The following is an 11963-nucleotide window of genomic DNA, read 5'->3' on the forward strand; positions in this document are numbered from 1 at the left end:
CAAAAACGGCGACCCGTTTCCGGATCGCCGTTGTTGTTTGGTAGCGGGGGCAGGATTTGAACCTGCGACCTTCGGGTTATGAGCCCGACGAGCTGCCAGACTGCTCCACCCCGCATCAGGCCGCGCATTATGGTGAAGCCATGCGGGGAATGCAACCCGCGATTGTCGATTGATTCCTTCGGTTCAGCGGAACGCCGCCAGGCACCACGCCATCAGCGGATTCCAGAACAGGCCCAGCACGAGCAGCAGGAGCGCGTTGGCGCCGAAGACCACGCGGAGCGGGCGGTCTTCGCGCTCGCGCACGCCCTCGCCCACCGGTGCGTCGAAGTACATCACCTTGATCACGCGGATGTAGTAGAACGCGCCGATCACGGCGAACACGATGCCCACGATCGCCAGCCACAACATGCCGCCCTGCAACGCGGCGCGCAGCACGGCGAGCTTCGACCAGAAGCCGAGGAACGGCGGGATGCCCGCGAGCGAGGCCATCACGCAGAGCACCAGGCCGGCCATCCACGGGTTGCGCGCGTTGAGGCCCTTGAAGTCGTCGATCTCGTCGGCTTCGAAGCCCTTGCGCGAGAGCACGACGATCGCGCCGAACGCGGCGGCCGACATGATCGCGTAGGTGATCGCATAGAACATCGCCGAAGCGAAGCCCTGCGGGCCGCCGCCGGCCAGGCCGAGGAACAGGAAGCCGACGTGCGAAATCGTCGAATACGCGAGCATGCGCTTGAGGTTGCTCTGCGCCAGCGCGATGAGGTTGCCGATCGCCAGCGAGGCGACCGCGAGCCCCGCGATCAGCAGGCGCCATTGCGCATCGAGCGGGCCGGCTCCGAGTTCGAGCAGGCGGTAGGCCATGCCGAACGCGGCGATCTTCGGCGCCGAACCGATGAACAAGGTGATGGGCGTCGGCGCACCGTGGTAGACGTCCGGCAGCCACATGTGGAACGGCGCGGCACCGAATTTGAAGGCGATGCCCGCAACGATGAACACCATGCCCGTCAGCAGCAGGCCGGGCGATGCCGAACCCATCGCGTCGCGGATGCCGATCAGGTCGAGGGTGCCGGTCGCGCCGTACATCAGCGACATGCCGTACAGCAGCATGCCCGAGGCCAGCGAACCCAGGACGAAATACTTCATCGCCGCTTCGGAGGCGAGCGGGCTGTCGCGATCGATCGCGACCAGCGCGTACTGGCACAGCGCCAGCATTTCCAGGCCCAGGTACACCATCACCAGGCTGCCCGCCGACACCATCAGCATCATGCCGGCGGTGGCGAACAGCACCAGGATCGGCACCTCACCCTTGTACAGGCCGCGCTCGCGCAGGAAGGGCCAGATGTACACCAGCGACAGGGCCGCGACGATGCAGGTGAAGAACTTCATGACGTCCGCCGCGATGTCGCGGATGAACATCCCGTTGAGCACCGTGCCCTGCCCGCCCGTGCCGAAGCCGATCATGCCGGCGACGATGGCCAGCACGGCGATGCTCGCCACGTGCGTGATCCAGCGCTGGCGCTCGTTGAGGAACAGGTCGAGCATCAGCAGCGCGAAGGCAGCGCCGACCAGCACCAGTTCGGGCAGCAGCGGCAGCAGTTCGGCGGCGGTGGGCATATTCGGGGTCATGCTGGCTCTCTGATCAAAGCTTGCTGGCCGCGAGCTGGCTCGCGAGCTGGGCGATGGAGGGCTCCATCAGGTCGGTCAGCGGCTTGGGATACACGCCGAGCAGCAGCACGCCGATCGCGAAGGTGCCGAGTACGATCCATTCGCGCATGTTGATGTCCTCCAGCTCGGCGACGTGCGCATTGGCCACTTCGCCGAAGATCACGCGCTTGACCAGCCACAACGTGTACGCCGCGCCGGTGATCAGCGTGGTCGCCGCACCGAAGGCGAGCAGCGGATGCTGCTGGAAGCTGGCGAGGATCACCATGAACTCGCCGATGAAGCCCGAGGTGCCCGGCAAGCCCGAATTGGCCATGCCGAACAGCACCATGAACATCGCGAACCACGGCATCGTGTTCGCCACGCCGCCGTAGTCGCGGATCATGCGCGTGTGCATGCGGTCGTAGAGCACGCCGACGCAGGAGAACATCGCGCCGGAAATGAAGCCGTGCGAAATCATCTGCACCATGCCGCCCTGCAGGCCCAGGCGCGCGGCGTCGAGGTTGCCGGTGTCGCGCACCAGCGAAAACGCGATGAACGTGCCCAGCGTGACGAAGCCCATGTGCGAGATCGACGAATAGGCGATCAGCTTCTTCATGTCGTCCTGCACCAGCGCGACCAGGCCGATGTAGATGATCGCGATCAGCGACAGCGCGATCACCACCCACGCGAACTCGTGGCCCGCATCGGGCACGATCGGCAGCGTGAAACGGAGGAACCCGTATCCGCCGATCTTCAGCATGATCGCGGCCAGGATCACCGAGCCGCCGGTCGGCGCTTCCACGTGCGCATCGGGCAACCAGGTATGCACCGGGAACATCGGCACCTTCACCGAGAACGCGGCCAGGAAGGCGAAGAACAACCAGGTCTGCTCGCGCATCGTCAGCGGCAGCGCCGCCATGTCCGCCAGCTGCCAGCTACCGCCCTTGAGGTACAGGTAGATGATGCCGACCAGCATGAACACCGACCCGAGGAAGGTGTACAGGAAGAACTTGATCGACGCGTACACGCGCCGCGGGCCGCCCCACACGCCGATGATGATGAACATCGGGATGAGCATCGCCTCGAAGAAGACGTAGAACAGCATGCCGTCGAGCGCGGCGAACACGCCGATCATCAGGCCTTCCAGGATCAGGAACGCCGAGACGTACTGGTTCACGCGATCGTCGACCGAACCCCACGCGCCGATGAGCACCAGCACGGTGGTCAGCGTCGTCAGCCCGATCAGTGCGACCGAGATGCCGTCTGCGCCGAGCGCATAACGGATGTCGTAGGCCGGGATCCACGCATGCTGTTCGACGAACTGCATGCTCGCGTTGGCCATGTCGAACCCGCTGAACAGCGGGATCGACAACCCCAGGCACAGCAGGGCCGTACCCAGCGCAAGCCAGCGCGCGGCTTGCGCGCGTTGCTGCCCGAGCATCAGCGCGAGCGCGCCGCCGAGGATCGGCAGCCAGATCAACAGACTCAGCAGGGGCGCGTTCGCCACGTGTTCGATTCCATGAAAATTGGTGGGCCCGGGGTCGTCAGACCCAGAGCTTCTGGATCACAGCCAGCAGCACGATCAAACCGACGATCATCGCGAAGGCGTAGTGGTACAGGTAACCGGACTGGACCTGGCGCACGATGCCCGACACCAGCCCGACCACGCGGGCGCTGCCGTTCACCGCGACGCCGTCGATCAGTTTCGCGTCGACCGCGCGCGAAGCCTGGCCGAGTGCGAGACCGCCGCCGGCGAAGCCGTCGATCCACAGGTCGTCCATGAAGTACTTGCGCTCCAGCACGCGGACCGGCCAGCGCAGCGCGTGCGCGATCTTGGCCGGCAACTCCGGACGGAACAGATAGAGGAACGTCGCCAGCAGGAAGCCGCCGAAGGCGAGCCAGAACGCCGGCGCCATGAACCCGTGCAGCGCGAAGGCCAGCGGGCCGTGCCATTCCTCGGCCAGCTTGCCCAGCACGTCGTGCTCCTGCAGCACTTCGATGGCACCGGTGAAATACGGCGCGATCTTTTCGTGCCCGAGCCAGTCGGTGCCGAACAACATCGGGCCGGCGGTGAAGTAACCGATGAGGATCGACGGGATCGCCAGCAGGATCAGCGGCAGCGTCACCACCCACGGCGATTCGTGCGGCGTGTGCGCGTGGTCGTCGTGTCCGTGCGCGTCGTCGTGCGCATCGTGCGCGTCGTGCGCGTGCGAAATCGCATCTTCGTGCTCGCTCGAATCCGCTTCGGGCGCGATGTAGTGGTCCGGCACCGGATCGTGGAAGCGCTCCTTGCCGTGGAAGGTCAGGTACAGCAGGCGGAAGCTGTAGAACGAAGTGACGAAGGCACCGAGCAACACGGCCCAGTAGGCATACGTCGCGACCCAGTTGTGCGCTTCGTGCGCATGCTCGGCCGCCGCTTCGATGATGGTGTCCTTCGAATAGAAGCCGCTGAAGAACGGCGTGCCGACCAGGGCCAGCGTGCCGATCACCATCGTCCAGTACGTGATGGGCATGTACTTCTTCAGGCCGCCCATCCGGCGCATGTCCTGCTCGTGGTGCATGCCGATGATCACCGAGCCGGCACCGAGGAACAGCAACGCCTTGAAGAACGCGTGCGTCATCAGGTGGTAGACGCCCGCCGAGTACGCCGACACGCCGAGCGCGACGGTCATGTAGCCCAGCTGCGACAGCGTGGAATAGGCCACCACGCGCTTGATGTCGTTCTGCACCATGCCGATCAGGCCGGTCCAGAACGCGGTCGTCGCGCCGATGAACAACACGAAGCCCAGCGCCGCGGGCGAGAGCTCAAACAGCGGCGACATGCGCGCCACCATGAAGATGCCCGCGGTCACCATGGTCGCCGCGTGGATCAGCGCGGAGATCGGCGTCGGGCCTTCCATCGAATCGGGCAGCCACACGTGCAGCGGTACCTGCGCCGACTTGCCCATCGCGCCGATGAACAGGCACACGCAGATGACGGTCGCGACCGACCAGGCATGGCCGGGCAGGAATTCGAAGACTTCGCCGGCGCCGATGGTCGAGGCGGCGTTGGCGAACACCGTGGCGTAATCCAGCGTGCCGAACCAGTACAACACGCCCGCGATGCCCAGCAGGAAGCCGAAGTCGCCGACGCGGTTGACCAGGAAGGCCTTGAGGTTGGCGAAGATCGCCGACGGGCGCTTGAACCAGAAGCCGATCAGCAGGTACGACACAAGGCCCACCGCTTCCCAGCCGAAGAACAGCTGCAGGAAGTTGTTGCTCATCACCAGCATGAGCATCGAGAAGGTGAACAACGAGATGTAGCTGAAGAAGCGCTGGTAGCCCGGGTCTTCGGACATGTAGCCGATCGTGTAGACGTGCACGAGCAGCGAGACGAAGGTGACCACGACCATCATCATCGCGGTGAGCTTGTCGACCATGAAGCCGACGTGCGCGTTGTAGCCGCCGATCTCGAACCAGGTGTAGAGGTTCTGGTTGAACGGCGCGGCGCCCTGCCACACCAGTTGCCACAGCACGTACATCGACAGCGCGCAGCTGATCGCCACGCCCGCGATGGTCACGGTGTGAGAGCCGGCACGGCCGATGCGGCGGCCGAACAGGCCGGCGAGGATCGCGCCGATCAGCGGCGCGAGGACGACCGCGACGAGCATCGACTTGGAGAGGGAGAATTCAACGGGCGGCATCGGTCAGCCCTTCAAGGAGTCGATTTCGGCGACGTTGATCGAACGCCGGTTGCGGAACAGCGTGACGAGGATGGCCAGGCCGATCGCGGCTTCGGCCGCGGCCACCGTCAGGATGAAGAACACGAACACCTGCCCCGCGGCATCGCCCAGCTCGCGCGAGAACGCGACGAAGTTGATGTTGACCGCGAGCAGCATCAGCTCGATGGACATCAGCAGGATGATGATGTTTTTGCGGTTGAGGAAGATGCCCGCCACCGCGATGCAGAACAGCGCGGCACCGAGGAAGAGGAAATGCCCGAGCGACAGCGTTCCGATCATGGCGTGCCCTCCTCCTGCGTCGCGGCCGGCCGCGTCGCGTCCATTTTCACCATGCGCAGGCGGTCCGAAGCGCGCACGCGCGCCTGGTCGGCCGGGTTCTGGTGCTTGACGCCGCCACGGCGGCGCAGCGTGAGCATCACCGCCGCCACGACCGCGATGGTCAGGATGACCGCGGCCACTTCGAAGGGCAGCAGGAACTGCGTGAACAGCGCACGCGCCAGCCACGTGGTGTTGGAGATGTCGGCGGCGGCCGCGGCGTCGGGCGCCAGCGGCGTCTGCGTGAGCACCTTCACGCCGATCAGCAGGCAGATCTCCACCAGCATCACGACGGCCACGATCAGCCCGATCGGCAGGTAACGCACGAAGCCTTCGCGCAAAGGCGCCACGTCGATGTCGAGCATCATCACGACGAACAGGAACAACACCATCACCGCGCCGACGTAGACCAGGATCAGCGCGATGCCCAGGAACTCGGCACCGGCCAGGATCCACGTGCAGGCGACGGAGAAGAAGGTCAGCACCAGCAGCAACGCTGCCTGCACCGGGTTGCGCACGCTGATCACGCCGATCGCCGAAGCGATGGCCAGCGTGGCGAATGCGTAGAACGTGAGGGTCGGGAAATCCATGCGTTCCTCAGCGATACGGTGCGTCGGCCGCGCGGCGCGCGGCGATCTCGGCTTCGAGGCGGTCGCCGATCGCCAGCAACTGCGGCTTGGTCACGATGTTCTGGCCGCGCTTGTCGAAGTGGTATTCGTGGATGTGCGTCTCGACGATCGAATCGACCGGGCAGGATTCCTCGCAGAAGCCGCAGTAGATGCACTTGAACAGGTCGATGTCGTAGCGCGTGGTGCGGCGCGTGCCGTCCTCGCGCTGTTCGGAGTCGATCGTGATGGCCAGCGCCGGGCACACGGCCTCGCACAGCTTGCAGGCGATGCAGCGCTCTTCCCCGTTGGGATAGCGGCGCAGCGCGTGCAGGCCACGGAAGCGCGGCGACTGCGGCGTCTTTTCCATCGGGTACATCAGCGTGTACTTCGGACGGAACAGATACTTGCCGGTGAGGAGCAGCCCCTGGGCCAGCTCGATCAGCAGCAAACTCTTGAGATAGGAAAGCAAGCGAGTCATCACTGCCCCGGCGTGAACACGTTGAAGTACGCCAGCAACGCGGTGACGAAGATCCAGGCGATCGTGATCGGAATGAAGACCTTCCAACCCAGTCGCATGATCTGGTCGTAGCGGTAGCGCGGGAACGAGGCGCGGAACCAGATGAAGCAGCTCGCGAAGAACACCACCTTCACCAGCAGCCACCACCAGCCGTCCACGGAGAGCAACGGGATCCCCAACCCGTGCAGCGGGCTGAGCCAGCCGCCGAGGAAGAAGATCGACGTCGTGAAGCTGACGAGGATCATGTTCGCGTATTCGGCCAGGAAGAACAGCGCGAACTGCGAACCGGAGTATTCGACCATGTGGCCGGCGACGATTTCCGATTCGCCTTCCACCACGTCGAACGGCGCGCGGTTGGTTTCGGCCACGCCCGAGACGAAATAGATCACGAACAGCGGCAACAGCGGCCACATGAACCATTCGAACAGGCCCGCGTCGCCCGCCTGCGCCATGACGATGTCCGTCAGGTTCAGGCTGCCGGCGGCGATCAGCACGCCGACCAGCGCGAAGCCCATCGCGATTTCATACGACACCACCTGCGCCGCGGCGCGCATCGCGCCGAGGAAGGCGTACTTCGAATTCGACGCCCAGCCGGCGAGGATGATCCCGTACACGCCCAGCGAGGTCATCGCCAGCAGGTACAGCAGGCCCGCGTTCGCATTGGACAGCACGACCTTCGCATCGAAGGGCACCACCGCCCACGCCGCGAAGGCAGGCACCAGGGTGATCAGCGGCGCGATGCGATACAGGAAGGGCTGCGCCACGGTGGGCTGCACCACTTCCTTGAACAGCAGCTTGAAGACGTCGGCGAAGGCCTGGAGGATGCCCTTGCCCACGTACATCGGCCCGTGGCGCACGTGCATCCAGCCGATCAGCTTGCGCTCCCACACCACGTAGAAGGCGACGCTGATGATCACCGGCACGGCGATCAGCAGGATCTTCAGCACGATCCACGCGAGCAGGCCCAGCGGCCCGAAGGCCACGAGCCAATCGCGGAAGGCGTCGACGTACATCATGCGCGGCTGACCTCCACGTTGCCCGAGAGCAGCGCGGCGGTCGCGCCATACCCCGATTCCACCCATGCGCAACCGCGCGCGACCTTGTCGCTGATCGCGACCGGCAGCGTCGCCGTGCCCAGGGCGTTCTTCACTTTCGCCACGCCGTCGGCGTGCACGCCCGCGTCGCCGGCATCGGCCGGATGCAACACGATGCGCGCGCCGAGGGTGAGCGGATGCGCCTGCAATGCGGCCGCGCGGCGCACGGTCGCGTCGCTGCGATAGATCGCCTGCGAAGCGACGATGGCCAGGCCGGCGCCATGCACGGCGGCGTGCGCCGGCGCGGCGGACTTGGCCACGTCCACGTTGCGCAGCGACAGGCCCTTGCGCATGCCCGCGTAATCGGTGAAGTCGAAACCGCCGACGCCGAGGTCGGCGCCGATCGCACGCAACACGCGCCAACCGGCACGCGCTTCGCCCGGCGCCTTGCCGCCCGCGGCGAAGTGCTGCACGCGGCCTTCCAGGTTGGTCAGCGAGCCTTCGTTTTCCGGCAGCGCCGCGATCGGGAGGATCACGTCGGCCACCGCGCGCGTGGATTCGCACGCGTAGTGGCTGAAGGCGACGACCTGCGCGCCCGACAGCGCCTTGAGCGCGAGCGCCTGGTCGGCGAAGTCGAGGCCCGGTTCGATGCCGTAGATCACGTACGCGCTGCGCGCATCGGCGAGCATCGCCTGCGTGCCGCGCGACGCCGGCAGCACGCCGTGTTGCGACAGGCCGAGTGCGTTGGCGCCCTGCGGGATGCGGCACAGCGGCGCGTTGTTCGCCGAAGCGAACCCGCGCGCGGCCGCGCGGATCGCGCTGGCGTGTTCGGACAGTTCGGCGACGCCACCGAGGATCACCACGGCGCGCTGTGCGCCCGCGATGTCCAGGCCGGCCAGCGCCGTCGGCAGCTCGGCCATCGGCACGATGGTCTTGGAAGCGACTTCGAACGCCACGTCGAAATCCACCGGGTTGACCATGTGCACGCGCGCACCCTTGCGCTGCGCCTTGCGCACGCGCTGGTGCAGCAGCGGCAACTCGTGGCGCAGGTGCGAACCGACGATCACGATGGTGTCGGCGTTGTCGATGTCGGCGACCGGCATCGCGAAGGCTTCGGACACCACGCCGTCGGAGACGTCGCGCTGCGCGAGGCGATGGTCGAGGTTGCCCGTGCCCAGGCCGTCGGACAGGCGCGCGAGCAAGGCGCCCTCCTCGTTCGACGTGGCCGGATGCACGAGCACGCCGAGCTGGTCGCCGCCGTTGTCGCGCAGGATCTTCGCGGCCTTGGCCAGCGCTTCTTCCCAGCTGGTTTCGCGCCAATCGTTGCCGTCGCGCACCATCGGCTTCACCGCACGGTCCTGCGAATACAGGCCCTGGTGCGCGTAGCGGTCGCGATCCGACAGCCAGCATTCGTTGACCGCTTCGTTGTCGCGCGGCACCGAACGCAGCACGTCGCCACGACGCACATGGTGGAACAGGTTGCTGCCCAGCGCGTCGGAGAAGCCGAGCGATTCGCGCGCCACCAGCTCCCACGGACGCGCGCGGAAACGGAACACCTTGTTGGTCAGCGCGCCGACCGGGCACACGTCGATGACGTTGCCCGACAGCTCGGTCGTCAGCGGCTTGCCGTCGTACGTACCGATCTGCAGGTTTTCGCCGCGCATCATGCCGCCCAGCTCGTAGGTGCCGGCGACTTCCGCGGTGAAGCGCACGCAACGCGTGCACTGGATGCAGCGCGTCATGTCGCTGGCGACGAGCGGACCGAAGTCTTCGTCGGCGACCACGCGCTTGCGCTCGGAGAAACGCGAAACCGAACGACCGTAACCGAGCGAGAGATCCTGCAGTTCGCACTCGCCGCCCTGGTCGCAGATCGGGCAATCCAGCGGGTGGTTGATCAGCAGGAATTCCATCACGTTGCGCTGCGACTTCAACGCCTTCTCGCTGCGCGTGACGATCTTCATGCCGTCCATCACCGGCGTGGCGCACGCCGGCGCCGGCTTCGGCATCTTCTCGACTTCGACCAGGCACATGCGGCAGTTGGCCGCGATGCTCAGCTTGTCGTGGTAGCAGAAGCGCGGGATCGGAATGCCGGCCTTGTCGGCGGCGGCGATGATCATCGAGCCCTTCGGCGCGGTCATCGCGACGCCGTCGATCTCGATGGCGACGTGGCCTTCGGGCACGACGGGTTTGGTGACGTCGGTTTCGACAGCGCTCATGCGGCGACACCTTGCTTGGCGACGACCGTGCCGGCGCGCTGGTCGTCGACCAGGAAACGCCCGTTGACGATCGCGTATTCGAATTCGTCCCAGAAGTGGTGCAGGAAGCCCTGCACCGGCCACGCGGCGGCTTCGCCGAACGCGCAGATGGTGTGGCCTTCGATCTGGCCCGCGGCGGCGCGCAACATCTGCAGGTCGTCGAGCGTGGCCTGCTTTTCGACGATGCGGGTGAGCATGCGGTACATCCAGCCGGTGCCTTCGCGGCACGGCGTGCACTGGCCGCAGCTTTCCTTGAAGTAGAAGCGCGCGATGCGCTGGCACGCACGCACCATGCAGGTGGTTTCGTCCATGACGATGACCGCACCCGAGCCCAGGCCCGAACCGGCCTTCTGGATCGAGTCGTAGTCCATCGTGCAGGCCATCATCGCGTCGGCCGGCAACACCTTCATCGACGAACCGCCGGGGATCACGGCCTTGAGCTTGCGCCCGTCGCGCATGCCGCCGGCGAGCTGCAGCAGGTCGGCGAACGACGTGCCCAGGCGGATCTCGTAGTTGCCCGGCCTGGCCACGTGGCCCGACACCGAGAACACCTTCGGCCCACCGTTGTTCGGCTTGCCCAGGTTGAGGAACCATTCCGCGCCGTTGCGCACGATCGCCGGCACCGACGCATAGGTTTCGGTGTTGTTGATCGTGGTCGGCTTGCCGTACAGGCCGAAGTTGGCCGGGAACGGCGGCTTGTAGCGCGGCTGCCCCTTCTTGCCTTCGAGCGATTCCATCAAGGCGGTTTCTTCGCCGCAGATGTACGCGCCGGCGCCGAGCACGTTGTACATGTCGATGTCCACGCCGCTGCCGAGCACGTTCTTGCCGAGCCAGCCGTTGGCGTAAGCCTCGCGCGTGGCCTCTTCCAGATGCTCGAAGGGCTCGTGGTGGAATTCACCGCGCAGGTAGTTGTACGCGGCCGGCGAACCGGTGGCGTAGCAGGCGATCGCCATGCCTTCGATCACCGCGTGCGGGTTGTAGCGCAGGATGTCGCGGTCCTTCGCCGTGCCCGGTTCGGATTCGTCGGAGTTGCACAGGATGTACTTGATGCCCGGACCCTTCGGCATGAAGGACCACTTCAGGCCGGTCGGGAAGCCCGCGCCGCCACGGCCGCGCAGGCCCGAGGCCTTGACCATCTCGATCACGGCAGCGGGCTCGATCTTCTCTTCGAGGATCTTGCGCAGCGCGGCGTAACCGCCGGTCTTCAGATAGTTTTCATAGCTCCACGGCTTGTCGAAGTGCAGCGTCGTGTAGACGACGTTGTGCTCCTGCGGCGCGGGGCCGACGGGACCGGTGGGATCTGCGTAGTGACCGTGACCTGCCATGCGTTACTCCAGGCCGTCCAGGAGCTCGTCGACTTTCTGCGTCGAGAGCTTCTCGTGGTAGTGGCCGTTGATCACCATCATCGGCGCGCCGCAGCACGCGGCCAGGCATTCTTCTTCGCGCTTGAGGAAGATGCGACCGTCGCTCGTGCTTTCGCCGAGCTTGCAGCCGAGCTTCTTCTCTGCGTGCGCAACCAGGTCTTCGGCGCCGTTGAGCCAGCAGCTGATGTTCGTGCAGAAGGCGACGTTGTTGCGGCCGACCTTTTCGGTCTCGAACATCGAATAGAACGTGGCGACTTCGTACGCCCACACCGGCGGGATCGACAGGTACCTGGCCACCGCGGCGATGAGCTCGTCGGTGAGCCAGCCGCCGTTCTGTTCCTGCGCGGCATGCAGCCCCTGCAGCACGGCCGACCGCTTGCGGTCCGCCGGGAACTTGGTGAGCCAGTGGTCGATGTGCGCACGCGTTGCGTCCGACAGCACTTGCTGCGGATCGACGTTGCGCGCGTTCTCGAAGTTGCCGGTCGCTCTCATCGGGTCTGCCTTGCT

At 65.8% G+C, this 11963-nt stretch carries 10 protein-coding genes and 1 tRNA gene; all 11 read right to left on the reverse strand.

The window, feature by feature from the left end:
* Nucleotides 1-38: 38 nt before the first annotated feature.
* A tRNA-Met gene (locus AB4059_RS02965) sits at nt 39-115 on the reverse strand.
* Between the two features lie 68 nt (nt 116-183).
* A complete protein-coding gene (gene nuoN / locus AB4059_RS02970; protein WP_498976466.1) occupies nt 184-1623 on the reverse strand; it encodes an NADH-quinone oxidoreductase subunit NuoN in 1440 nt (479 codons plus the stop codon).
* A gap of 13 nt (nt 1624-1636) precedes the next feature.
* Entirely contained in the window at nt 1637-3148 is a 1512-nt protein-coding gene (locus AB4059_RS02975; RefSeq protein ID WP_498976468.1) for an NADH-quinone oxidoreductase subunit M, read from the reverse strand.
* Between the two features lie 37 nt (nt 3149-3185).
* The gene (nuoL, locus tag AB4059_RS02980; RefSeq protein ID WP_498976470.1) at nt 3186-5324 is read right to left on the reverse strand and encodes an NADH-quinone oxidoreductase subunit L; all 2139 of its coding nucleotides are present in this window, start codon (nt 5322-5324) and stop codon (nt 3186-3188) included.
* A 3-nt stretch (nt 5325-5327) separates the two neighbouring features.
* On the reverse strand, nt 5328-5642 hold the full coding sequence (gene nuoK / locus AB4059_RS02985) for an NADH-quinone oxidoreductase subunit NuoK (RefSeq protein ID WP_498964246.1): 315 nt from the start codon (nt 5640-5642) through the stop codon (nt 5328-5330).
* Entirely contained in the window at nt 5639-6268 is a 630-nt protein-coding gene (locus AB4059_RS02990) for an NADH-quinone oxidoreductase subunit J (protein ID WP_498976472.1), read from the reverse strand. Before AB4059_RS02990 ends, nuoK begins: the two co-directional genes overlap by 4 nt.
* Before the next feature lie 7 nt (nt 6269-6275).
* Nucleotides 6276-6764, reverse strand: a complete 489-nt coding sequence (nuoI, locus tag AB4059_RS02995; protein WP_498976474.1) for an NADH-quinone oxidoreductase subunit NuoI — start codon at nt 6762-6764, stop codon at nt 6276-6278.
* Complete coding sequence (gene nuoH / locus AB4059_RS03000) at nt 6764-7819, reverse strand: NADH-quinone oxidoreductase subunit NuoH (protein WP_498976476.1); 1056 nt, start codon at nt 7817-7819, stop codon at nt 6764-6766. Before nuoH ends, nuoI begins: the two co-directional genes overlap by 1 nt.
* Nucleotides 7816-10053 carry an NADH-quinone oxidoreductase subunit NuoG gene (gene nuoG, locus AB4059_RS03005; RefSeq protein ID WP_498976479.1) on the reverse strand — a complete coding sequence of 746 codons (2238 nt, stop codon included), beginning with the start codon at nt 10051-10053 and terminating at the stop codon, nt 7816-7818. The genes nuoH and nuoG overlap by 4 nt, the downstream gene beginning before the upstream one ends.
* Complete coding sequence (nuoF, locus tag AB4059_RS03010; RefSeq protein ID WP_498976481.1) at nt 10050-11417, reverse strand: NADH-quinone oxidoreductase subunit NuoF; 1368 nt, start codon at nt 11415-11417, stop codon at nt 10050-10052. The genes nuoG and nuoF overlap by 4 nt, the downstream gene beginning before the upstream one ends.
* A 3-nt stretch (nt 11418-11420) precedes the next feature.
* Entirely contained in the window at nt 11421-11948 is a 528-nt protein-coding gene (gene nuoE / locus AB4059_RS03015; RefSeq protein WP_498976483.1) for an NADH-quinone oxidoreductase subunit NuoE, read from the reverse strand.
* Nucleotides 11949-11963 lie beyond the last annotated feature (15 nt).

Origin of the sequence: Lysobacter sp. 2RAF19, assembly GCF_052115395.1 — a bacterium.
Lineage (GTDB): Bacteria > Pseudomonadota > Gammaproteobacteria > Xanthomonadales > Xanthomonadaceae > Noviluteimonas.

What these genes read in the sequence shown, in the direction of transcription:
- nuoF (WP_498976481.1), bottom strand. Translation starts at nt 11,417, where the DNA reads ATGGCAGGTCACGGTCACTACGCAGATCCCACCGGTCCCGTCGGCCCC.
- nuoH (WP_498976476.1), bottom strand. Translation starts at nt 7,819, where the DNA reads ATGATGTACGTCGACGCCTTCCGCGATTGGCTCGTGGCCTTCGGGCCG.
- nuoK (WP_498964246.1), bottom strand. Translation starts at nt 5,642, where the DNA reads ATGATCGGAACGCTGTCGCTCGGGCATTTCCTCTTCCTCGGTGCCGCG.
- nuoN (WP_498976466.1), bottom strand. Translation starts at nt 1,623, where the DNA reads ATGACCCCGAATATGCCCACCGCCGCCGAACTGCTGCCGCTGCTGCCC.
- nuoE (WP_498976483.1), bottom strand. Translation starts at nt 11,948, where the DNA reads ATGAGAGCGACCGGCAACTTCGAGAACGCGCGCAACGTCGATCCGCAG.
- AB4059_RS02990 (WP_498976472.1), bottom strand. Translation starts at nt 6,268, where the DNA reads ATGGATTTCCCGACCCTCACGTTCTACGCATTCGCCACGCTGGCCATC.
- nuoL (WP_498976470.1), bottom strand. Translation starts at nt 5,324, where the DNA reads ATGCCGCCCGTTGAATTCTCCCTCTCCAAGTCGATGCTCGTCGCGGTC.
- nuoG (WP_498976479.1), bottom strand. Translation starts at nt 10,053, where the DNA reads ATGAGCGCTGTCGAAACCGACGTCACCAAACCCGTCGTGCCCGAAGGC.
- nuoI (WP_498976474.1), bottom strand. Translation starts at nt 6,764, where the DNA reads ATGACTCGCTTGCTTTCCTATCTCAAGAGTTTGCTGCTGATCGAGCTG.